The sequence below is a fragment of the Pseudomonas shirazensis genome, assembly GCF_014268785.2.
Taxonomy (GTDB): domain Bacteria; phylum Pseudomonadota; class Gammaproteobacteria; order Pseudomonadales; family Pseudomonadaceae; genus Aquipseudomonas; species Aquipseudomonas shirazensis.
Window position 1 is genome coordinate 1,009,643 of the sequence record NZ_JABWRD020000001.1, and the last position, 23,270, is coordinate 1,032,912.

Sequence of the window (23,270 nt, forward strand, 5' to 3'; positions counted from 1 at the left end):
TCAGTCCTCCACCACCCAGGTGTCCTTGGTACCACCGCCCTGCGACGAGTTCACCACCAGCGAGCCTTCCTGCAACGCCACGCGGGTGAGGCCGCCAGGCACCAGGCGGGTCTCACTGCCGGACAAAACGAACGGGCGCAGGTCGATATGGCGCGGGGCGATGCCTTGTTCGATAAAGGTCGGGCAGGTCGACAGGCACAAGGTCGGCTGGGCGATGTAGGCATGCGGGCGGGCTTTGATGCGCGCGCGGAAGTCCTCGATCTGCGCTGCCGTTGCCGCCGGCCCAACCAACATGCCGTAACCGCCGGAGCCCTGGGTCTCTTTGACCACCAGTTCAGGCAAGTTGGCCAGCACGTGGGACAAGTCGGCAGGCTTGCGGCATTGCCAGGTGGGGACGTTCTTGAGGATGGGCTCTTCGCTGAGGTAGAAGCGGATCATGTCGCCCACATAGGGGTAGATCGACTTGTCGTCGGCCACGCCGGTGCCGACGGCATTGGCCAGCACCACATTGCCGGCGCGGTACACCGAGATCAGGCCGGGCACGCCAAGGGTCGAGTCCGGGTTGAAAGACAACGGGTCGAGGTAGTCGTCATCCAGGCGTCGGTAGATCACGTCGACCCGCTGCGGCCCGGCGGTGGTGCGCATATACAGATGCTCGTCACGCACGAACAGGTCGGCGCCTTCGACCAGTTCGACGCCCATCTCGCGGGCAAGAAACGCATGTTCGAAATAGGCACTGTTGAAGCGCCCGGGGGTGAGCACCACGGCGGTCGGGTTGTCCAGCGGGCTGGCGCTCTTGAGTGTGTCCAGCAGCATGTTCGGGTAGTGGTCGATCGGTGCGATGCGCTGCGCGGCGAACAGCTCGGGGAACAGGCGCATCATCATCTTGCGGTCTTCAAGCATGTAGCTGACGCCGCTTGGGGTGCGCAGGTTGTCTTCCAGCACGTAATAAGTGCCATCGCTGTCGCGCACCAGATCGACACCGGCGATGTGCGCGTACAGCCCACGGTGCAGGTTCAAGCCCTGCATTGCGACCTGATAGCCCTCGTTGGCCAATACCTGTTCGGGCGGAATGATGCCGGCCTTGAGAATGCGTTGGTCGTGGTAGATGTCGTGCAGGAACAGGTTCAGCGCCTGCACCCGCTGAATGCAGCCGCGCTCGACAATGCGCCATTCACTGGCGCGGATGCTGCGCGGGATAATGTCGAAGGGGATCAGGCGCTCGGTGTCCTGCGCGTCACCATAGAGAGTAAAGGTGATGCCCGCGCGGTGGAACAGCAGGTCGGCCTCGCGTCGACGTTGTTCCAGCAATTCCAGCGGTGTATTGGCCAACCAGCGCGAAAAAGCCTGGTAGTGGGAGCGGCAACTTCCGTTTGCCTCATACATTTCATCGAAAAAAGCCCGGGACATACCCACTCCTTGCTACGCATCGTCAGCAGCGTTGTCGCATACCTGATCAGCGTTGCAATGAAGGTGCCGAAACGGGCAGGGCAGTGTGGCTAGGGCTCGAATTGATGCAGAAATTGCGATTGCGCGCTGTTTAGCATCAGAAAAACGACGCAGTGAAGGCTTTTACGCTCAATCCACGTCAACGGCGGGAAGGCGTGGCGCATCAAACAGGTGCGCGTTGGCAGGCTTTGCCAAAGTTGCCCCAAACGGGGGCGCTCAGGCGGTGGTGCGAGCGTGCTCGACCAGTTCAACCCGGTTGCGGCCGGCGGCCTTGGCGCGGTACATGGCCTTGTCGGCGCAGACCAGCAATGCGTCCAGATCACTTTCGGCAGTTGTGGCACAGACCAGGCCGATGCTTGCCGTCACGCCGTGCTCGCTGCTCACGTTGAGTTGGGCAATCAATGCCCGCAGGCGCTCGGCAATCTCGACGGCCTCGGCCTGGGGCGTGTTGGGCAGCAACAGTGCGAACTCTTCACCGCCGAGCCTGCCGGCGATGCCATCGTCGCGCAGGCAGTCACTGATGACCGTGCCGATGCGTTGCAGGACCCGATCCCCCGCCGCATGGCCGAAGGTGTCATTGATCTGTTTGAAATAGTCGATGTCCAGCATCAACACAGCGACCAGCCCGCTCTGCTGCTTACATAAGGCATGCTGGGCCGAGGCATGATCGAAGAACGCCCGGCGATTGTTCAAACCGGTCAGCCCGTCTGTGCAGGAGGCAATGATAGCCAGCCGGTGAGCATGTTCCATCTCATGCTTCAGGCGCCAAGCAGTCTCCAGTGCTGAAGACAGACTGCGGGTGGCACTGACGACAAACGAGGCAAACACCAGCACCGCCAGGGCTATGCCTTGTTGCAAGGCAGAAGGCTGCAGTAACAACCAGATCGTGCAAGGCAGCAGCACCAGAGCAATGGACACCAGGGTCATATTGCGAAAGGACGAGTAACACGACACCGCGCTGACCGACATGCCTACTGCAAACAGAATGATCAGCGTCTGCCCGACCAGATCACCGACCGGCATCACCGCAAGCGCGCCAAGGCCCCAGATGCCTGCCGACAATGCCAAGGTCAGCCAGTAGCGGCGCTCCCACTGTTGCGGCGAGCGCTGGTTGGGCGCGGCGCGGCGGTAGGTGATGAACATCACGGTACGCAGCAGCGTGGTCGCGGTCAGCACGCTCATCCAGGTGATCACCGCTTCGTGATCAAAGCGCTCCCAGCCCATCCAGCACAGCATCGCTGCAGCCAGGTAGCTGCCCAGCACCGCCGGCGCCGATTGCACGAACAGCTGCTTGAGCCGATCGGTCCTGACGTGCTGGGTGATCTCGGGGCGAAGGTCGGGGGCGTTCATGGCGTGAGGCCGCAGCTCTGGATACGGGTGCGGCATTGTGTCATTGCGCCAGCGCCGCGCAAAGCGCTCCAGGCGAACGTTCATTGCTGCCATGCGTCATACCCTAAAGCCTGCGTACATTCACTTTTGCCTTGTGGGGAGCTTATGACAGATCAGGACGAGTACATTAAATGGCTCGAAGCGCGTTCCATGCTCAAGATTTCCCAGGACCGGGCCAAGCTCTACGGCGGCCAGTCGCGGCTGTGGATGAACGCCTATGCCGAGTCGCAGCCGCGCCGGGCGATTGAAATATCCTCGGTGTGGTTGACGGTGTACCCCGATGCGATTGTCTCGCCTGACGGGTCTTCGGTACTTCAGGCGCTGGGCCATGAAGCGCTCTGGAAGCAGTTGTCCGAGATTGGCATCCAAGGCATTCACACCGGTCCGATCAAGCAGGCCGGCGGGATCAGCGGTGATCAGTTCACACCAAGCGTGGACGGTAATTTCGACCGCATCAGTTTTGACGTCGACCCGCTGTTCGGTACCGAAGAAGAATTGGTGCGCATGAGCAGGATCGCCGCCGCGCACAACGCGGTGACCATCGATGACCTGATCCCCGCACACACCGGCAAGGGCGCGGACTTCAGGCTGGCCGAGCGGGCCTATGGCTTGTATCCGGGCTTGTATCACATGGTCGAGATTCGTCAGGAAGACTGGCACCTGCTGCCTGACGTGCCCGCGGGCCGCGACGCCGTCAACCTGTCACCAGCGGTGTGCGACGAGTTGAAGGCGCGGCATTACATTGTCGGCCAGTTGCAACGGGTGATCTTCTTCGAGCCGGGGGTCAAGGACACCGATTGGAGCGCAACACCAGCGATCACCGGCGTCGACGGCATCGAACGGCGCTGGGTCTATCTGCATTATTTCAAGGAAGGGCAGCCGTCGCTGAACTGGCTCGATCCATCGTTTACCGCCCAGCAGATGATCCTCGGTGACGCGCTGTATGCCCTCGACTGCCATGGCGCACGCGGTATCCGCCTGGATGCCAACGGCTTCCTCGGCGTCGAAGCCCGCGCCGAAGGCCCGGCCTGGTCCGAGAGCCATCCGTTATCGATCACCGGCAACCAGATCCTCGGTGGGATGATCCGCAAGGCCGGCGGCTTCAGCTTCCAGGAACTGAACCTGACCCTGGATGACATCGCCCAAATGTCCAAGGGCGGCGCCGATCTATCCTACGACTTCGTTACTCGGCCAGCCTACCAGCACGCACTGCTGACTGGCGATACCGAGTTCCTGCGCCTGATGCTGCAGCAGATGCACGCGTTCAAGATCGACCCTGCCTCGCTGATCCATGCCCTGCAGAACCATGACGAGTTGACCACCGAGCTGGTGCATTTCTGGACCCTGCATGCCCATGACATGTTCATGTACAAGGGCCAGACCATCCCCGGCAGCATCCTGCGCGAGCATATTCGTGAAGAGATGCATGAGCGCCTGTCTGGCGAGCATGCGCCGTACAACCTGCGCTTCGTCACCAACGGCATCTCCTGCACCACCGCGAGCTTGATCACTGCCACGCTGGGGATTCGTGACTTGGAGCTGATCACCGAGGACGATATTGCTCAGATCCAGAAGATCCACCTGTTGCTGGTGATGTACAACGCCATGCAGCCTGGGGTGTTTGCGCTGTCAGGCTGGGACATGGTCGGCGCACTGCCACTGCCGGCCGAGGCTGTCGCCGAGCGCATGCTCGATGGTGACACGCGCTGGATTCACCGCGGTGGCTATGACCTGGCGGGGCTGGCACCTGAGGAGCAAGCATCTGTGCGGGGTATCCCAAAGGCCCGCGACCTGTATGGCAGCCTGGACAGCCAGCTGCAACGCAGCGATTCGTTTGCCAGCATGGTGAAAAAGATCCTCGCGGTGCGTCAGGCCTATGGCATCGCCAGCAGCAAGCAGATTCTGGTGCCGGAAGTCGACAGTCCTGGCTTGCTGGTCATGGTGCATGAACTGCCTGCCGGCAAGGGTATCCAGATCAGCGCGCTCAACTTCGGTGCTGTAGTCATCAGCGAGGAGCTGACACTGGCCGGCTTCACGCCGGGGACCGTGGTCGACATGATCAATGAAACGGTCGAGGGCGACCTCAGCGAGGACGGGCGCTTGATGATCAACCTGGAACCTTACGAAGCGCTGTCGCTGCGGATCGTCAACAGCAGCGGCCATTTCTGAAGCCCGGCCTCGTTCTGTGATACCAGGCCAGCGACCGCGCTGGTCTGGTTTTCCTGAGCGTGGCTAGAAGCCAATCGAACCAAAAAGCTGTCTCTCTGGTCAGGATAAGGGTCTAGTCCAGCACATGAGAATCTGACCATGCATACCTTTACCTTGGAATACCTCTTCAACGGCGAGCGCCGCACTCACCAGCTCGAGCTCAAGCAGGTCAAGCTCGCTACCCACGACGCCGCGTTGCACCTGATCATGTTGCACCATGGTGATGGTGAAAACAGCCTGGTCATGCCTGACGCCGAGGCGACCCCTGCAGAAGTTCTGGAACAAGCGGCGTTGCTTGGCATAACTGAAGTCAGCGTAGTGTTTTAAAGTCCATCAACTGGTAAAAGTACCTTCCGCTGGGCGCCATACAGTACCGGCGTTTGAAATAGCTGAAGGGACTCGTCATGCAGAAAACAATCAGGCTGGCCAACAGCGCTGATATCGATGCGATTTTCCACATCCGTACAAGCGTTCGAGAAAATCACCTGTCGCGTGAGCAACTGACGCAGATGGGCATCATCCCGGAAGCCATTCAGCAAGCACTCGCTGATGCCCCGTGCATCTGGATTGCTGAAGTCGAGGGTGTCCCGGCAGGCTTTTCAATGGCTGATAGCGGTGATGCTTGTGTGTTCGCAGCATTCGTACTGCCCCAGTTCGAGGGGCAGGGCCTGGGTCGCTGCCTTATGGAACGCGCAGAGTGCTTCCTTTTTCAGCAGCATGAGACGATATGGCTGGAAACCGCGGAGGCCAGTCGCGCCAGCGGTTTTTATCGCAAGCTCGGCTGGCGCTGCGTGGAGCAGTTGCCTGGAGGCGATATTCGAATGGAGAAGCGCCGGCAGCAGGCTGATACATAGTTTGCCGGCACCCCTGACTTGATTCACCTGGCGGCTGACACGTTGTTGAGCCTTGAAGAGCTCCGCCTGCATACGCTCTAGCACCATCGCCCTACACCACAGGGCTTCATTGGCTGGTCAGACTGGCTAAGCGCTTTTGGCAGGGCGATCGCGCAAGATACGCCTGGTAAGGTGTTTGATAGCTACCCGCTGATGCTGCAGGCAGCAGTAGCGGGCACGGCGTGGCTCTCGGATGGCGCTACAGTGCGGGAAACTGATCGAGGAGGGGGCTTTAATTCAAGTGTGTGCCGAATCCATTCCTCTGCCCGATGCCCTTTCTGTCTACACAGCACAAGGCGCGGCTGAACGGGCTGAAGTGCAGGCGCTGCTCGCGTGGCTCCGGGAAGAGTTGCTGGAGCGGTAACACCCGCGGGCTGGCCCCGATTAGAGTCAATGGTTGCGACTCCCTGGCCTGTCCAATCATCCAGCATGGATGCAAAGCCAGTACCCCACCTGGCGTGTACATAGTAGCGTTGCACATTCGACGAACTGCCACGGTCCGTTGTCTGCCTGCCCACGGATCGGGCCACTCACGAACTAGGATGTCAGCATGGAACGTGTTCAAGCGGTAAACCAAGCGGCGATTGATGAGGCGCTGATCGTCTTTGCTCGTTATAAGATTGGAGCGATCAGGATTTTCGACCTGGAGCGCGCCATGAGTTACGAAGTTGGCGAAGCGTTGGCCAAAAGTGATCTGGTGAGGTTTTCGATTGCCAAGATGGCTTCCGGTCGTTATCGCATCAGTGATGAAGGGGAGAACGCCATTACCGAAGCCGGTCGCGCTCGCCTAGAGCGGCTGCGGGGGTAAGGAGACAAAGCTTCCTGGGAGCAGCCGATGAGCATACGCAGCCTCGTGAAAAACTTGCCGGCGGACCCTGCCAGACCAGGCTGGGTGCTGGGCTGGGGCGTGCTGCGCGACCGCCATCCGTGGCATCTGGTCGATGTGTATGTCGACCAGACTACCGCCAGAATAGAAGCCGAACGCCGCGGCGACAGTTACGTCGTGGAGTTCGGCTCACACCGTATCGGTTCAAGCGATTTCATCTGCGGCGTCAGTTTGCCCGAGGGCTGATGGGCAACCAGGCCGCGGGGGATGTTAAAACCGATAGGCAGCGCGCAGCGACAGCGCATCCGAGCGCGACTGCCGCCCCAGTGCCCGCGTGCCTTGGTAGCCAATCCCGGTGCTCAGCCCCGATGTCCACAGCAGATCCAGCCCGAGCGATGCAGCCAGGGTGTCGTCACCGAAGCCTTCGGTCGTGATCGTGTAGGTTGAATTGCCAACATCGGCATAGCCCAGGCGGGCGCTTGATTCGGAGTTGAAGGTGTGGCTGAATTCCAGGCGCGAGCGCAGCGTCAGGTAGGCCCAGCTCAGCGGAATCCCGTACTGGCCACGCAGACCAGCCACGCCCGACACCAGCGAAAAGCGCTGCTGGGCGTAATCGAGATTGTTGGTATCCGCATTCGACTCCTGATAGCCGTGCAGCCAGGTCGTGGAGGTATCCAGGCGGCCATAGGGCGATACCAGCCAGTTCTGGCTTTTCAGCTCGTAGCCAGAGCTTAGTGAGGCAAACAGCTGATCACCGTCGCGGCTGCCTTTGGCGTAGCCGCCGGAGTCAGTCACGAAGCGCTCACTGTCGAATTGCAGGCGGCTGTAGCCGAGCAGTGCATCGACAAATACCGCGCTCGGGTGATAACTGGCATAAGCAGCCACGCTGTAGGACTTGCCGCGGTTAGTGCTGCCAGCAGAGCCGATATCACTCTTGTCGCTGCCATAGCCAACGCCCACGCCGGCTGTCAGCGCACGGCTCAGGCGAAAGTCGATCCCGCTGCTGACGCCAATCAGGGTGCTGCTGACCTCGCTGCCGCCGCGCTCGGTATTGCCGAAATCAACATAGCCCCCTGTCCACACCGACACATTGCCGGTGGCAGGCGCAGTGGCGTCCTGGTCGGTTGAATCTGCATGCATCAGTTGCGGCTGGTCATCAGCCAGCATTTGTGTGGCTGCGAGCAGATCGAGATCGGTCTGCTCGCTGTCGGCCGCCTTGCCTGGCTTGTTCCGTGCGTGCGCCTGCGTGGGGTTGAAGCGCAGGTTGAAGGCGTTGCGGTGCCCGTCCGGGCTATGCAGTTGCTCAAGACGGTCAGTGAAGTTGGTGACCTGCGCTCGGGCGAACTGCTGAGCACTTTGGGTCTGAGCATTGAGCACGCCGATCACTTCGGCGTCCTTGCCCGGGTCGGGGCGTGCATTGATCTGCAGCGTCAGTGTTGCAACCTGCGAGACACCCCAGGCATTTGCCAGGGTGAAGCGCAAGGTGACGGTGCCACTGGCCCTGGCCGCTGCCGTGAATTCAAGGGCGGTCTGGTTCAGGCGTACGCTGCCCAACGCCTGCGACGGTGTGTCGAGCAGGGTTGCAGAGGTGAACGGGCCACCGGTCGCGCCCGCAGTCAGGTTCAGGGCGACACTCTGGCCGGCCGCAACCGACGCACTGACATCGGCTGCCTCGGGGGTGACGCCGCTGCTGACCAGCGAGTAATTGGCCGTCAGCTGTGTGCCGTTGGCGTCGGTCACGCTGATCGAAAATGAGCCACTGCCGGTTGCAGTCGGCGTGCCGAACAGGCTGCCGGATACCGGGTCCAGCGTCAGCCCGGCCGGCAGCCCGGCGGCACTGAAGCGATAGGGGCTGACGCCGCCGCTGGCGCTCACATTCTGCCGGTAGACGCTGCCCACGGTGGCAGCGGGCAACGCGCCGGCTGCCGGCACCAGAACCAGCGTAGCAGGGCTGACAGTGATGGAAACGCTGGCAGCGGCCGAAGTGCCACTGGCATTGCTGGCACTGTAGCTGAAGCTGTCGCTGCCCGAGAATCCTGCTTGGGGCGTGTAGCGAATGCTGGTGCCACTGGCGACCGCCGTGCCATGCAACGGCAGCGATGTGACGGTAACGGTGGTAGCAGTGCCACCCGTGAGCCCCAAGGCAATGAGATTGTTCGACGAGTTGGCGGCGACCACTGCGGATACCGCCGCGACCGTGGGCAAGGCCGTGCCAATGGCCAGCGTGTAGTTGGTAATGCCGGCATTGCCAACATTATCCGTGGCCGTGACTGCAACGCTATAGGCGCCGGCCAGGGTAGGTGTGCCGCTGATCACTCCGCTGCTGGTGTCGAGGGTCAAGCCGCTCGGCAAGCCGGTCGCGGCATAGTGATAAGGCGCAGTGCCGCCGGATGCCTGCAGCGAGGTGCTGTAACTGGACGCGACCGTACCGCCGGGGAGCGGGCCGCTGGCCGGGCTGAGTGCAAGCGTCACCGCCGTGACGGTAATGGTCACAGTCGCCGGCGCAGAAGTGCCGGCCGCGTTGGTGACGGTGTAACTGAAACTGTCGACCCCGGCGAAGCCCGCTGCAGGCGTATAGCGCAGGGCAAGGCCAGACGCCGTGGCGGTGCCATGCACGGGCTGGCTGGCAATCGCCGCGCTGTCGGCAGGGCCGCCGGACAGGTTGAGGGTGAGGGCGTTGCCTGTGCTGTTGGCGGCAACGCTTGCCGATACGGCGCTCGCCACCGGCGCCTGCGCCACGATCGAGAGGGTGTAGTTGGTGGTGGCGGTCGCGCCGTAGGCGTCGGTGACGATGACCGATGGCGCGTAGCTGCCGGCAGTGGTGGGCGTCCCGCTGAGCACGCCTGAAGAGGCATTCAGCGACAGCCCAGCTGGCAGTCCGTTGGCTGCGTAGCCATAGGACGCCGTGCCCCCAGCACTGCTGATGGTCTGGCTGTAACCGCTGCCGACCTGGCCTGTGGGTAATGCACCGGCAGACGGAGTGATGATCAGTGTTGGTTGCGAAACGGTCACAGTGACCGTCGCCGGCGCAGAAGTGCCTGAGCTGTTGGTCGCGGTATAGGTGAAGGTGTCGCTGCCTGAATAGCCCGCGACAGGCGTGTAACTGATGCTGGTTCCGCTCGCCGTGGCTGTGCCATGGCTGGCTGCAGTGGCGACGGCGACCGAACTGGCTGTGCCGGTAATGGCCAGGCTGATCGGGTTGTTTGCGCTGTTGGCACTCACGTTGGCCGTAACCGCACTGGGCTGCGGTGCGGCTTGGGCCCTGTCGATGGTGATGGTGTAGGACTTGGTAGTAACGCCATCCGCAGCCGTGATCAGCAGTGTGAAGACGTTCGAACCCACTGCGAGGCCGGTGGGCGGGGAAGCGCTGCCTGAGCTTACCGGTGTGCCGTTCACTGTGACCGTGCTGTTGTTGTCTGTGGTGGTCGGTGTGAGGGAGAGGGTGGTTGTAGCGTTGCCGACCGAAGCGGTGTAGCTGGTGGTGGCCGTGCTGAAAGCTGGCGTCAGGCTGCCTGTCGACAGTGTCAGGCTGGATAGCGTGGCATCCGTGGATACTGCGCTGAGGCTGGTGCAGTTGAACACCAGGTTGCTGATCTGGCCATTGGAGGTGGTAGCCCGAATGGCTGCACCATTGGCCTCCAGACTGCCGGCGGGCACGGTCAAGCTGACCGTGTGCGGCGTATTGGTGCTGCTGTTCGCTGCGTTGTAGGTCTGAAAACCGGCAAGGCTGTAGCTAGCGAGACTAAGGCTGTCAGCAGCGGTGGGATTGCCCTGGAACGCCGTCCCGCTATCACTGAACGTCAGCGTCAGCGCGTCCCCCGGGAGAAAGTCCGAGGCGGGGTATCTGTTTGCACCGAATGACAGCGCAGTCGAACCGGACAAGTTGTTTATCGCCGTGCAGCCGTTCGACAGCGCAAATACCGGAGCGACGTTGAATACGGTCAATGCGGCCACGGCCACCCCAGCACGCAGCCACTGGCCCAACGTTATACGGCGCATTTATCACCCGGTGCTTAGGCTTTTATCAAGCAGTTATTGGTAGCTGGCGAAACGGATAACGCCGGTGTCTTGCCATGAATACTCACTACAGCCTCAGAGCTGTTAGATAGAGCAGGGCGCCGAGAGGGGCCAGGATGGCGCTTGGTCAGTCGCTCTGAGGGATATCGGCACGTGCGTACCGAACTTGACGCCTTGCCGTTGAGGAACGCGATATTTCGCGCCTTCATTTTCACCGTTAAAGCGAAAGTGTTGCCGGAATGCGGGGGTTTTTCTGCGGGGTTTGCCAGGTGAAGATCATCGCCAAGGACCAGGTGGGTCCCAAAGCTCATTATTCTGGAGAACTTATGATGGATGCATCCGCCAAAGCGTTGGTATCAATTGCCGTACTCAAGGCCAAGCCTGGTCAACGAAAAGCCTTGAAGGATGCACTGCTGGCGTTGGTCGAACCGACCCGTGCCGAGCCGGGCAACCTGGACTACGTATTGTTCGAGCTGCGTGATGAGCGTGGCACGTTTTACATGCGCGAGGCCTTCGCAGATCAGGCGGCACTCGACGCGCATTTCGCCATGCCGTATTTCCAGCACTTTGCTGGCATCGCTGATGATCTGCTGGCTGAGCCATTGCAACTGATCTTCCTTGAGCAGGTGTCGGCGTAGCATGTCGTTTCGCGATATGACCGGTGCGCATCGACGTTGAACTATTCATGACGCCTGTCACCCTAACCTTGTGCAGCTATCTACCGGCTCAGGCAGACCCTGAGCCTCCCCACTGACACACGAAGGTTTGACGACATGAAGAGTGAACAGGTTGAAGGCGTAGTAGAACAAGTTGCCGGTAAAGCCCAGAGCGCTGTCGGGAAACTGTTTGGTGATTCCAGCCTCGAGGCAGAGGGTGCGGGCCGCCAGGCATGCGGTCAAGTGACCCAGGCCTACGGCGATGCAATGAACAGTGTGTCCACCTTCGTCAAAGAAAAGCCAGTGACTGCGATGGCTATTGGCGCGATTGCCCTGTTGGTGCTGGATCGCGTTCTGCGCCGCTGAGTCCAGGCAGGAGCTTCTAGTAATTTTCCCGGTTAGCCGTTGAATGCGAGAGGCACTGCTTGAGCTTCCGCGAGCTCCAGCATTAAACACAATCTATACTACTGCTGGGCCTCCGCCTGATTAGCCGGAGGCTCAATTGTTTGCGCACCTCCTTGAACCATCCGTTAGCACACCGCGAGGAATCTGCTGTCCTGCAGGAAAGCAGGCCATGAGCAAAAGGGATATGATCCGGTGAGTTCCAAGGCCGCTCGCGCTGACAGTGTTAAGGACTGTGGAGTAGGGCAGTAACACACACATCGGATAACCTGCCGGAGCGGAAGGTGCAGTAATGTTTTTGAGCCTCGAAGTGCGCAGCTATGAGCGGGACACCCCTCACCATCACCACGATCACGCTCAATTGGTCCTGCCGATTCGCGGCCGAATGGACATAGACGTAAACGGTCGCGGCGGCTGCATCGATCAGTCATTGGCGGCACTTGTGGAACCTGGCTCAGAACACTCGCAAGACTGCGACATTGACAGCCGCTTTTTGGTCCTGGACTGCGCGCCTTCCACGCTGGAAACGCTCCACATCGAGCGCTTTGCTCGAAACATCTATGTACCGATTCCTCCCGCAACGCGTCGCCTCATCGAGTTCGCCGAGTTGATAGGTAACGCGCAACTGTCCATCGCAACCTGCCAGCTGGGGCCTTTGCTGTTGTCCTCCCTGAGCCCGGACATTGCCAATTTCACCGACCCTATGGAGCGGTTGATTGGTCGTCTTCGGAGCAATCCTGCAGCCCATTGGAACAATGAAGCAATGGCGCGGTTTGCCAACATGAGCGTGAGCCAGCTGCACCAGCGATTCCGGCAAGTGTTCGACATGAGCCCGCAGGCGTGGTTGACCGAGTTGCGGGTGCAGGAAGCGCAGCGATGGTTACGTGGAACTGCCTTGCCCATTGCTGAAATAGCCTTGCGTGCGGGCTTCAGCGACCAGGCATCGCTGACACGCACCATGCAGCGCCTGAAAGCCACGACCCCGGCGGCCTACCGTCGTGCGGAGCAACAGCCTGGGTAAAAAATCCCGCAGTTAACGACAATACGCACCGCATCAGCTGCTCCAGACTTCACCCATCAAGTTTTGGAGCGCGGGTGAAATGGGTGCGGATCGATTATTGCTCAAGGGTCTCTTCTACGGCGTGTGTGCGGGCTTGTGCTGGGGGGTGATTTTCCTCGGCCCACAGCTGACCCTCGAACTGAGCGGGCTGCAATTCGCCGTGCTGAGGTTTCTTTGTTACGGCGTGATTTCGGCGGTGCTGCTCGGACCTCGCTGGAAGCGAGTTTGCGCCAAGCTCACCCTGGCAGACTGGAAGTCACTGTTCTGGCTCAGCCTGATCGGCAACCTCATCTACTACACGCTGGTCGGCACCGGTGTGCAGCTGGTTGGCATAGCTACAACTTCTTTGATTGTCGGGCTGATTCCAGTACTCATCACACTGGCAGGTCGGCATGACGAAAATGCCGTTGCGCTGCACAAGCTGGTGCCTTCGCTGTGCTGCTGCGTAGGCGGAGTTACGCTCATCAGTTGGCATGCAATTACCTACGGCGACCGAACCGATATCCTCACCAACATCGCAGGGATTCTGTGCGCGGCGGGCGCGTTAGTGACTTGGAGCTGGTTCGCGGTGAGTAACGCTCGGCGTCTGGTTGAGGTGGCCAGCGTTTCCTCCAATGACTGGGCTCTGCTGACTGGGGTCATGACGGGTGCCCAGTCACTGTTCCTGGCGCTTCCTGTATTGGGGTGGCAGACCGGCTCGCACGACAGCGCTGAATGGGTGGATTTTCTGCTGGTAGCTGGCGGAGTGGCTTTTCTGTCTTCCGTGGTGGGCGGCGCTTGCTGGAACCAGGCGAGCCGGCTTCTACCCTTAGCACTGAGCGGGCAAGTGCTCGTGATAGAGACATTGGCGGCGCTGCTTATTGGCTTTTTATGGGAGCATCGGCTTCCTGACCCATACGAAATTGCAGCAATGGCGCTGCTGGTTACAGGTGTTGTCTGGTGTCTGAATTGTCACCGGACTCAGCATCACGGGGATAGCCGGGTCATCCCGCTTTAGGAAGCGCACCGGGTGAGCAATGGCAGCTACTGCCACATGACGGATCACGCTCAATGTCGCACTGACTGTTAGACACCACCATGGCTTCGCCAGCTCAAGCCGTATCGATGATCTCCAAGCGGCTCCTGGCCGGTGCGTCAACCTAGCCTAGGAGTCGCTCAAGCGCTCGTTCGATATCGAGTTTGGCCTGCGACGTGATCGTCCCAGGGTATTGGTCGAACATATGCGGTGCCCCAGGGTAAACATGAAGTTCTACCGGCGCACCGGCGCGAGACAACCTCATCGCGAAGTCGACGCTCTCTTCCATGAACAAATCCAGCGCACCTACCGAGATAAAGGTGGGCGGTAAATTGTTCAGGTCCTGCTGCATAGCTGCTGAAAAGTAGCCAATGTGCTCGTCGTCAAGACCGTAGTTTCCACGCAGGGCTTCCCAGCAAAACTGATTGGCTTGAGGCGGCCAGCCAATTTTCCCTGTGGTGATATTGGTCAACGGCGATTCGGCACTACCTGAGCGATAGTCCAGCATCGGATAGATCAAGACCTGACCCATGAGCGGATACTCACCCCGGTCGCGCGCCAATATTGCCAGGGCTGCAGCGAGCCCACCGCCTGCACTGTGCCCCATCACCACTAATTTTCGGGTGTCAGCGTTGAGGTATTGATGATTGCTGAATATCCAGCCAAGCGCTGTGTAGCAATCTTCAAGTGGAGCAGGGAATGGATGTTCAGGTGCAAGTCGGTAATCAACAGCGACGATCACCGTTTGCAGGTATTGCGCAAGATCGGCCAGATAATCATCTGCCATTTCAGGCTGACCGAGGACGAAACCGCCGCCGTGAACGTAGAGAATCACTGGACAGATTTTGCCATCTGTTACGGTGTCGGGTCTGTAGAGACAAAGGCGCAGTCGTGCACCATCCAGCCCATCCGTCCAGACCGTCTGACAACGCGCATGGTCTGGTGACGTGAAAGTCGCATGGACACGCTTTCTGATGCCAGGCAGCGCATCCAGCGACCAAGTCTCAGCGCCGCTGGCTAAAAAGCTGCGGAAATCGGGGTCAAGCAGTTCATGTGGTTTCACTGTTGCGCACCTTTTCCCGTCGTGATGAGGCGCTTCTGATCGAAGCGCCCTGAAGATTACGCTACAGCCACGCTTTGATTTGCGCACAAACGGCTGTGGTGGAGATGCCATATCGATCATGCAGCGTCGGCAGCGCACCGGCGTCGAGGAAGGCATCAGGCAGCGCAATCTGCCTGAAAGTTGGCGTCACGCCATTGCGTAGCAGCAAGCCGGCAACCGCCTCACCCAAACCGCCGATGATCGAGCTGTTTTCTGCGGTGACGACCAAACGTCCAGACTTGCGCGCCTCGGCGAGGATGGTTTGTTCGTCCAGCGGCTTGATTGTCGGTACGTGCAGCACGGCGACGTCTACGCCATCGGCTTGCAGTGCCTTGGCTGCTTCCAGCGAGCGCATGGTCATGAGCCCGGTTGAGATGATCAGGACATCTTTGCCAGTGCGCAGCGTCTTGGCCTTGCCGATCTCGAATTTATAGCCGTATTCATCCAACACCAGCGGCACGTTGCCGCGCAGCAGGCGCATATAAACCGGGCCTTGATGCGCTGCGATCGCAGGCACTGCCTGTTCTATCTCCAAGGCATCGCACGGGTCGACGATCATAAGGTTAGGCATGGCACGGAAGATCGCCAGATCGTCAGTCGCCTGGTGGCTTGGGCCATAGCCGGTGGTGAGCCCAGGCAAGCCGCAGACGATCTTGACGTTGAGGTTCTCTTCGGCGATGGCCATGCAGATGAAATCATAAGCGCGGCGTGAAGCGAACACGGCGTAGGTGGTGGCAAAAGGCACGAAGCCTTCGCGGGCCATACCGGCCGCGGCGCTCATCAGCAATTGCTCGGCCATGCCCATCTGATAGAAGCGATCGGGGTGCGCTTTGGCGAAGATATGCAGGTCGGTGTACTTGGACAGGTCAGCGGAGAGGCCGACGATATCCGCACGTTGCTCGGCAAGCGCCGCCAGGGCATGGCCGAACGGTGCCGATCTGGTGGCCTGGCCTTCAGAGGCAATGGAGGCAATCATCGCCGAGGTGGTCAGGCGCTTCTTGGCCGGTGCGCCAGTCGAAGTAGGGGCGGCGTTGCTCATTGGTGTTTTCCTTCTTCAAGGTTGTTCAGGGCCAGATCCCATTCGTGTTCTTCCACGCGAATGAAGTGGGTTTTCTCTCGGGTTTCCAGGAACGGCACACCCTTGCCCATTTTTGTGTCGCAGATGATCACGCGGGGCTGTGCGCCTGGGTGGCTGCGGGCAGCATCGAAGGCGGCGACCAGTGCATCGATGTCATTGCCATCGACCCGCTGGGTAAACCAGCCAAACGACTGCCAGCGCTCAACGATGGGTTCGAAAGACAGGATTTCACTCGAATAACCGTCGGCCTGCTGGTTGTTCACATCGACAATGGCGATCAGGTTGTCGAGCTTCCAGTGCGAGGCCGACATCACCGCTTCCCAGGTAGAGCCTTCATTCAGCTCGCCGTCAGACAGCAGGTTGTAAACGAAGGAGGCTGAATCTTTGCGCTTGAGCGCGAGGCAGGCGCCAACCGCAATGCCCAGGCCTTGGCCCAACGAGCCACCGGTAATTTCCATGCCAGGGGTGTAGGCGGCCATGCCCGACATCGGCAGGCGGCTGTCGTCGGCCCCGTAGGTTTCCAGCTCTTCGAGCGGGATGATCTGCGCTTCGATCAAGGCTGCATACAGCGCAATGGCGTAGTGCCCAATCGACAGGTAGAAGCGGTCACGCTGCTCCCACTCGAGATCTTCGGGGCGATGGTTCATTGCGTGAAAATACGAAACCGCAAGCAGATCCGCAGCACCGAGGGCTTGGCCAACATAGCCTTGACCCTGGACTTGACCCATTTTCAGCGCATGCCGGCGGATGTTGTGTGCGCGGTCGACAAGGGTAATGGCGGCTGCGGATGAAGGATTGTTAGTCATGATGAAACTCCATTAACTCAACGATTGACCAGGGCGGCAGGGATGCGCAGTACCAGCGTGGCGCCGGCAAACAGCACGCCGGTAATCAGGTACATGCCGATGGCGCTGGAGCCGGTCACTGTGGTGATCCAGCCAATCAAGTAAGGCGAGCAGAATCCAGCGAGGTTGGCGAAGCTGTTGACCGCCGCAATACCCGCCGCCGCAGAAACGCCACCCAGCAATGTGGTGGGCAGCATCCAGAACAAGGACGTTGCGGATAGGATTCCGGAGGCAGCAAGGCAGAGACTGAGGATGGACAGGGTCACATTGCCACCCACCATCGCGGCCAGGCTCAGGCCGATAGCGCCGGCGATCATGGGCACGATCAGGTGCCAGCGCCGCTCGCGGTATTTGTCACCACTGCGCCCGACCAGCAGCATTGCCACGATCGCGCAGAGGTAGGGCAGGCTGGTCAGAAAACCGATATGCAATGGATCGGTAACTCCCGCGTTACGTACCAGGGTCGGCAACCAGAAGGTGATCGCGTACTGGCCCATCACCACGCAGAAGTAGATGGCGGCCAGCAACCACAGACGGCGGTCGCGAATGAACTCGCCGACGGAGGCATGGGTGACTTTCTGCTGGTTGTCTTCTGCCAGTTCACGGGTGATCAAGGCCTTTTCTTCGTCATTCAGCCAAGTGGCTTGATGCACCCCATCTTTGAGGTAACTCAACACCAGCAGGCCGACAACGACTGTCGGAATCGCCTCCAGGACGAACATCCATTGCCATCCCGCCCAACCATGCACGCCGGCAAAGTGGTTCATGATCCAGCCGGAAAGAGGGCCACCGACCATGCCCGAGAGTGGAATGGCGATGAACCACAGCACGGTCATGCGAGCACGACGATAAGACGGGAACCAGTAGGTGAGATACAGCAGTAGCCCGGGCGCGAGGCCGGCTTCGGCGATGCCGAGAAAGAAACGCAGCGCGTAGAACTGCCAGGCTGTCTCGACGAAGGCGAACAGCGCAGAAATGATCCCCCAGGTGATCATGATCCGGGCGATCCACATCCGTGCGCCAACCTTGTGCAGGATGATGTTGCTCGGTACCTCGCAAAGGAAGTAACCGATGAAGAACATGCCGGCGCCAAGCCCGTACACCGTTTCGCTGAGGGCCAGGTCGTTCATCATTTGCAGCTTGGCAAAGCCGACGTTGACGCGATCAAGGTACGCGCACAGGTAGCACAGCATCAGGAACGGCATCAGGCGCCAGGCCGTTTTACGGTAGGCGGAGGCACGCACGGTCGAAACCGCTTCCAGCGACAGGGTAGTCATGATGGTCTGATCTCTTGTTTTTATTGACTGCCAGGCCAACAGACCTGGCTATGTCATCGATCCAGAACCGCACGGGCCGCACAGGCCCGCCAGGTGTGATCAGTGAATCAGCATGCCGCCGTTCACATCCAGCGTGATGCCTGTGAGGTAAGAGGATAGGTCGCTGGCCAGGAACAGGGCAGCGTTGGCAACGTCCTGCGCGGCGCCTAGGCGGCCCAGCGGAATGCCTTCGATGATCGCGTGGCGGCGCTCGTCCTGCATCAGCCCGCCAGTGATATCGGTGTGGATCAAACCAGGGGTGATCGAGTTGACGCGAATGTTGTCAGGCCCCAGTTCACGCGCCATGGCTTTGCCCAGGCCCAGAACGCCGGCCTTGGCTGCGCTGTAGTGCGGGCCGCCGAAGATACCGCCGCCACGCTGGGCAGAAACCGAAGACATGCACACGATGCTGCCGGCAGACTGTTGACGCATCAGCGGGATCACGGCTTGGGACATCAGCAGCGTGCCACGCAGGCTCACATCCAGCACCTTGTCGTAGTCTGAAGGGCGGATGTCGAGGGTCTTCAGCGGTTGGGTGATGCCCGCATTGTTGATGAGCACATCGATGCGACCGTAGTGCTCGATGACCTTGGCGACGGCCTGCTGAACCTGCGCTTCGTCGGCAACGTTGGCAGCGAGGCCGAGGTGGCCTTCGCCGAGCGATGCAGCGGCATCGCGGGCAGCGGATTCGTCCAGGTCAATGATCACCACATGAGCGCCGTGCTGGGCAAACGTGGTAGCGGTAGCGCGGCCAATGCCACGGGCAGATGCAGCACCGGTGATGATTGCGACTTTGCCTTGAAGAAGCATGGTGGGTTACCTCGAATTGTTTTTATTAAGGTCGATCTGCGAAAAATCGATGGGCTCAGCTTGTTCTCCACAGGTGGCCTGAGCAATAAGCCGAATGTCACTCGATGCTGAAAAAAATTCAGCACTCGTCAAGGCCGCAGCGTGGTGATTGAATGGAAGTAGTCCGATACCTACAAGAAATGCCATGGAGGTGCCATGCGCACTGCTGCCGATTCACCGATCATCCTGCCACCGCTGAGAGCAATTCAGGCCTTCGAGCAAACGGCTCGCTTCGGCAACGTCGCCAGGGCAGCGGAAGTGCTGGATTTGACTCCGTCAGCGGTCAGCCATCAACTGGCCAAGCTCGAGGGCATGATCGGCAGGCAATTATTTGTCCGGGCCGCACGCGGTGTTTCTCTAACGCCGGTCGGGGAGCAATACCTCAAGGAAATCTCCGGCATCCTGCATAGCCTTGCCGTGGCCACCGAACGCGCCGCCAGCGATGTCAGCCTCGACTGTTTGCGCCTGCACTCATCGCCCAGCTTTGGCCTGCTCTGGCTGATGCCCCGACTGGAAGCTTTTCGCGCGAGTCACCCAGATATTCAGCTCAATCTTTCCTGCTCATACGAGTCGCTGCACTTCAGCCGGGACAAGATCGATGTGGACATCCGCCATGGCACGCCCAACTGGCCCAGTTACGAGGTGCGTACCGTGCGCAACGAGAAATTTGCTGTGCTGTGTTCGCCTAAGCTGCTCGCGCAGTGGCCTGTCGGAGCGGCAGCGGATCTGCTGGACCGCGATCTGGTGCTGTCGGAAGCCACGCTGCTGAAGTGGCCACAGTGGTTTGCCCAGCATGGTTTGGCTCGGCCTGAACGGCCCTATGCACTGAGTTTCGATCGGTCTTACATGTCGCTGGAAGCCGCCAGCCACGGGCTTGGGTTCGCACTGGAAAGCACCTTACTTGCGCAGAAGTACCTGGCGGCTGGCACGTTGGTCGAGGTTGCGCCGCAATCACTTAGCGCGGCGGTGGCGGCGCATCATCTTGTGTTTCCGAAGGCCCACTCGAACTTTCCACGCGTACGGCGCTTTCTGGAGTGGATGGAAAGTGAGCTGGGGCATGAGTTTGCTTATTGAAGCCGCCGGCATCCAGTGGGAACGACTATTCAGCCTGCGCCGATTTGTTTCAACAGCGCCGCCACAATGGCCTCTGGCCGGTCTTCTTGCATGAGATGACCGCAATTCTCGACTCGAATACAGGGCTGCTGGGCAATCAGCTCGGCAAGACGCTCGCCCTGCGCATACGGAATCCAAGCGTCTTCAGCGCCCCACAAAACCGACACCGGGCAACCAAGGCTTGTATATAGCGGCTGAATCTCGTCAGTGAACGCTTGATCCATCTGCGCGATCTGCCGATAGAACGCAGGCTGACCAACTTCACCCACCCAAGGGGCACTGTAGATGCGCAGGGCTTCTTCACTCAACGGGTTCGCTGCTGAGGTTTGCAGGTAAGCAGCCAGCAGCGCGCGGTGCATGTAATCGGGCATTCCAGCAAATGCTGCCTCGTGTTGGCGGACATGCTGGACGAACGGCGAGCCCCACGGAGCCAAAGCGACTGCGTCGAACAGGGTAAGAGACGCGTAGCGCAGGCCGTTCAGGTAGTACGCTCGCAGGGCAGTAGCACCGCCGAAGTCATGTGCGAGCACGTCTGGCCGGTTCAAGCCCCATTGTTTGAAGAGCGCAGTGAGCACGTTGTTCTGGACGGCCAGCGAAACGTCTTGACCCGCCCTCATCTCAGACTGGCCATACCCGACCAGATCGAAGTAGTACACAGTGCGATGGCCAGCTAGCAGGGGAACGATGCGCCTCCAGACCTGGGAGGAAAAAGGCGTCCCGTGGATGGCTACCAAGGGGGCGCCTGACCCCATCTTTCCCCATCTGACGGCGTTGCCTTCGATGATTGACGTGCAGGGTAGATCCAGCATGGCTCACCTCATATTGTCATTTAGCTAAATGACAATATGATGCCGCAATGGACAGATCAATACAGATGAAAGCGATGAGCAGCGAGGTTCGGGTAATGATACTTCGATTGCTTGCCAAGCCTCATGAACACTTTGCAGATCAGTGGTCGGCAGATCCTGCTGAACTCGGCGTTTGCATGACGCTAATTGCCAAGGCGCTGGGTGTCGCTCAGCCGACCGCAAGCCGGCATTTGGAGATTCTTGTGCAGGCGGGGTTTGTAACGGTGGCCAAGAAGCACAGATGGTCGTATTGCGCGCGTAATGAGCCGATGATCGCCGAGTATCTAGAGTGGCTGGCGCGGGAGTTGGCGATAGGGAAGGGCTCACAGCACGCGGTGTGAGCAAACTCGGTGTACGTGGAGTCTTTCCAGATGGGTCGTGCGCCCTGAAATTTGGCTATCTTTTGATCAGGAAGCTTGTCCTCACGTTCGGATTATCTGACTCTGGGCGTAAGCATTAGTAAAAAGTCGCTTCTTACGGTCTTCAGGCCGCCTAGCTTTGCTTTCGTGCTCAAACTTGCTACCGGCGGGCGACTGCCCCGAATGTGCTGGGTTTTTGTTGTCCTGTATCTCGCCTCCTGTTTCTCAGCAGTGGCGCCGATCGTATTCGAGTGGCAAGAAAGCAGGTTGGAATGAGCAGCAGAGCGCTCCTGTAAACCTCTACAACCTAGCTGTCCTTGTGATGGCTTTATGACTTCACTCCGGTTACGCTCATTTCTCAGCAGGGAGGTGGGCATTGACCTAATGCAGCTTGGGCTTTGCGCGGCTAAACGTTGTAGAGCGTTCAGATACCTACCTCGTGCTTCTCCGGTCTATGCATTCGACTCAAATCGAGGAAGGAACCCATGTCGTTTAGTGACTATCTGAAAGGGCCGGCTCACCGGCAGCGTGCAGAAGCTCTTGAGGCCCAGCTTGCGGAACTTCAGGTGCAGCATTCTCAGCTGCAAGAGCTCGTCACGAAAATCGGCGCCATGGACGTGGTGAATATCCAGAAGCTGATTGAGCAAGAGCAAGCGAGGCTAGCGGATGTACGCGAGCAAAACCAACGCTCAGAGAGAGAGTTGGCTGCACTGGCACAGCGCTCCAATGATCTGCAGGGGCAGATACTTGTCTGGGAAGAGACGGTGCTCCTGGAAAGCTTCGCCCTCTATGAGCCTAAGTTCAAGCTGACGACCAGCCAGGAGTACAAGTCTCGGCTGGATCACGTTCGCGATCGTCAGAAAGTCCTGATCAAGAATGGCCAGGCAGCCACCGGCAATTCGAACTGGACGGTGAACAACAGCCAGGCCCAAGGTCGCAAGCTTGTGAACGACATGATCAAGCTGGTGATCCGCTCGTTCAACAACGAAGCTGATGCCTGCGTGGCTAACGTCAAATTCGACAACGTCGAGCTCGGCGAGAAGCGAATCCTCAAATCCTTTGAAGCTTGCAATCGGTTAGGCAAGATCATGAGCGTCGAGATATCTGGTGTCTACGTTGACCTCAAGCTTGATGAGTTGCACCTTGCTCATGAATTCCAGATCAAGAAGCAAGAGGAGAAGGAAGAGGCCAAGCGCGCCCGAGAAGAGCTTAGAGAGCAGCAGAAGCTCGAGCAGGAAATTCGTGCGGCGCGTGAGAAAATTGCCAAGGAGCGGAAGCACTTCACCACCGCAATGCGTGACCTCCAGGCTCGCCTTGAACAGGTGCAATCTGATGAGGAGCGTTCAGCGCTGCTGGTAAAACTGGCCGAGGTTGAGGCAGGTCGTGCCGAGCTTGAGAGCGAAGAAAAGCTCATTGATTACCGTGAGCAAAATGCCAAAGCCGGATATGTCTACGTGATTTCTAATCTTGGGGCGTTCGGAGAAGGCATTTACAAGATCGGCATGACTCGCCGCCTTGAGCCTATGGATCGAGTTGATGAGCTCGGCGACGCCTCGGTGCCGTTCTGGTTCGATGTGCATGCGATGGTTTTCTCGAACAACGCTCCTGCATTGGAAGCGAAGCTGCACGAGCATTTTGCATCTGGTCGGCTCAACAAGGTCAACGGGCGGAAAGAATTCTTCCGAGCCGAGATTGCTGAGATCGAGAAGGTCATTCGAGAAAATTACGATGCTGTCGTAGAGGTCATGCATGAGGCGCCGGCGGAGCAGTATCGTGAAAGCCTGCGCATGGCATTGCCCAAGCCAGCGATCCAGCAATCAGAGCGCATGGCTGCGGAAAGTTAAT

At 59.4% G+C, this 23,270-nt stretch carries 21 protein-coding genes; 12 read left to right on the plus strand and 9 right to left on the minus strand.

All coding sequences use genetic code 11. The features are described 5' to 3' along the window. Positions 1 to 1,410: a circularly permuted type 2 ATP-grasp protein gene (locus HU736_RS04345; RefSeq protein WP_186698158.1), complete on the minus strand. Its 1,410-nt coding sequence runs from the start codon at positions 1,408 to 1,410 to the stop codon at positions 1 to 3. 255 nt (positions 1,411 to 1,665) lie between these two features. Continuing rightward, complete coding sequence (locus tag HU736_RS04350) at positions 1,666 to 2,712, minus strand: GGDEF domain-containing protein (protein WP_367615289.1); 1,047 nt, start codon at positions 2,710 to 2,712, stop codon at positions 1,666 to 1,668. 231 nt (positions 2,713 to 2,943) lie between these two features. On the opposite strand from HU736_RS04350, the gene treS reads away from it, so the two are divergent. From treS to HU736_RS04375, 5 genes are all read left to right on the plus strand, one after another. Beyond that, positions 2,944 to 5,007 (plus strand): maltose alpha-D-glucosyltransferase, encoded by a 2,064-nt coding sequence (treS, locus tag HU736_RS04355; protein WP_186698156.1) that lies wholly within the window; start codon positions 2,944 to 2,946, stop codon positions 5,005 to 5,007. Positions 5,008 to 5,145: 138 nt separating this feature from the next. Then, entirely contained in the window at positions 5,146 to 5,373 is a 228-nt protein-coding gene (locus tag HU736_RS04360) for a hypothetical protein (protein ID WP_186698154.1), read from the plus strand. Positions 5,374 to 5,450: 77 nt separating this feature from the next. Beyond that, entirely contained in the window at positions 5,451 to 5,900 is a 450-nt protein-coding gene (locus HU736_RS04365) for a GNAT family N-acetyltransferase (RefSeq protein WP_186698152.1), read from the plus strand. Between the two features lie 589 nt (positions 5,901 to 6,489). Then, a complete protein-coding gene (locus HU736_RS04370) occupies positions 6,490 to 6,747 on the plus strand; it encodes a hypothetical protein (protein ID WP_186698150.1) in 258 nt (85 codons plus the stop codon). A 27-nt stretch (positions 6,748 to 6,774) separates the two neighbouring features. Then, positions 6,775 to 7,011, plus strand: a complete 237-nt coding sequence (locus HU736_RS04375; protein WP_186698147.1) for a hypothetical protein — start codon at positions 6,775 to 6,777, stop codon at positions 7,009 to 7,011. Between the two features lie 24 nt (positions 7,012 to 7,035). On the opposite strand, the gene HU736_RS04380 is transcribed toward HU736_RS04375, so the two are convergent. Further along, the gene (locus HU736_RS04380; RefSeq protein WP_186698145.1) at positions 7,036 to 10,764 is read right to left on the minus strand and encodes an autotransporter domain-containing protein; all 3,729 of its coding nucleotides are present in this window, start codon (positions 10,762 to 10,764) and stop codon (positions 7,036 to 7,038) included. Positions 10,765 to 11,111: 347 nt separating this feature from the next. Between HU736_RS04380 and HU736_RS04385 the strand changes: the two genes are divergently transcribed. From HU736_RS04385 to HU736_RS04400, 4 genes are all read left to right on the plus strand, one after another. Next, positions 11,112 to 11,420 (plus strand): putative quinol monooxygenase, encoded by a 309-nt coding sequence (locus tag HU736_RS04385; RefSeq protein ID WP_103438774.1) that lies wholly within the window; start codon positions 11,112 to 11,114, stop codon positions 11,418 to 11,420. Positions 11,421 to 11,555: 135 nt separating this feature from the next. Further along, complete coding sequence (locus HU736_RS04390) at positions 11,556 to 11,804, plus strand: CsbD family protein (protein WP_101319281.1); 249 nt, start codon at positions 11,556 to 11,558, stop codon at positions 11,802 to 11,804. Between the two features lie 328 nt (positions 11,805 to 12,132). Beyond that, entirely contained in the window at positions 12,133 to 12,861 is a 729-nt protein-coding gene (locus HU736_RS04395; RefSeq protein WP_186698143.1) for a helix-turn-helix transcriptional regulator, read from the plus strand. Positions 12,862 to 12,940: 79 nt separating this feature from the next. Further along, entirely contained in the window at positions 12,941 to 13,897 is a 957-nt protein-coding gene (locus HU736_RS04400; protein ID WP_186698140.1) for a DMT family transporter, read from the plus strand. 142 nt (positions 13,898 to 14,039) lie between these two features. Here HU736_RS04400 and HU736_RS04405 read toward each other — a convergent pair whose 3' ends face one another. The 5 genes from HU736_RS04405 to HU736_RS04425 form a co-directional block, all read right to left on the minus strand. Continuing rightward, positions 14,040 to 14,978, minus strand: a complete 939-nt coding sequence (locus HU736_RS04405) for an alpha/beta hydrolase (protein WP_186698139.1) — start codon at positions 14,976 to 14,978, stop codon at positions 14,040 to 14,042. A 61-nt stretch (positions 14,979 to 15,039) separates the two neighbouring features. After that, on the minus strand, positions 15,040 to 16,056 hold the full coding sequence (locus HU736_RS04410) for a transketolase family protein (RefSeq protein WP_103437291.1): 1,017 nt from the start codon (positions 16,054 to 16,056) through the stop codon (positions 15,040 to 15,042). After that, positions 16,053 to 16,901, minus strand: coding sequence for a transketolase (locus tag HU736_RS04415; protein ID WP_186698137.1), 849 nt, complete (start codon positions 16,899 to 16,901; stop codon positions 16,053 to 16,055). Before HU736_RS04415 ends, HU736_RS04410 begins: the two co-directional genes overlap by 4 nt. Before the next feature lie 17 nt (positions 16,902 to 16,918). Continuing rightward, complete coding sequence (locus HU736_RS04420; protein ID WP_186698135.1) at positions 16,919 to 18,217, minus strand: MFS transporter; 1,299 nt, start codon at positions 18,215 to 18,217, stop codon at positions 16,919 to 16,921. Positions 18,218 to 18,316: 99 nt separating this feature from the next. Next, positions 18,317 to 19,066: an SDR family NAD(P)-dependent oxidoreductase gene (locus HU736_RS04425; protein ID WP_103437294.1), complete on the minus strand. Its 750-nt coding sequence runs from the start codon at positions 19,064 to 19,066 to the stop codon at positions 18,317 to 18,319. 195 nt (positions 19,067 to 19,261) lie between these two features. Between HU736_RS04425 and HU736_RS04430 the strand changes: the two genes are divergently transcribed. After that, positions 19,262 to 20,179 (plus strand): LysR substrate-binding domain-containing protein, encoded by a 918-nt coding sequence (locus tag HU736_RS04430; protein WP_186698133.1) that lies wholly within the window; start codon positions 19,262 to 19,264, stop codon positions 20,177 to 20,179. Between the two features lie 29 nt (positions 20,180 to 20,208). Here HU736_RS04430 and HU736_RS04435 read toward each other — a convergent pair whose 3' ends face one another. Beyond that, the gene (locus HU736_RS04435) at positions 20,209 to 21,027 is read right to left on the minus strand and encodes an alpha/beta fold hydrolase (protein ID WP_186698130.1); all 819 of its coding nucleotides are present in this window, start codon (positions 21,025 to 21,027) and stop codon (positions 20,209 to 20,211) included. A 65-nt stretch (positions 21,028 to 21,092) separates the two neighbouring features. Between HU736_RS04435 and HU736_RS04440 the strand changes: the two genes are divergently transcribed. After that, positions 21,093 to 21,407: an ArsR/SmtB family transcription factor gene (locus tag HU736_RS04440; protein WP_202883882.1), complete on the plus strand. Its 315-nt coding sequence runs from the start codon at positions 21,093 to 21,095 to the stop codon at positions 21,405 to 21,407. A 503-nt stretch (positions 21,408 to 21,910) separates the two neighbouring features. Then, a complete protein-coding gene (locus HU736_RS04445; protein WP_186698126.1) occupies positions 21,911 to 23,269 on the plus strand; it encodes an SNIPE associated domain-containing protein in 1,359 nt (452 codons plus the stop codon). Position 23,270 lies beyond the last annotated feature (1 nt).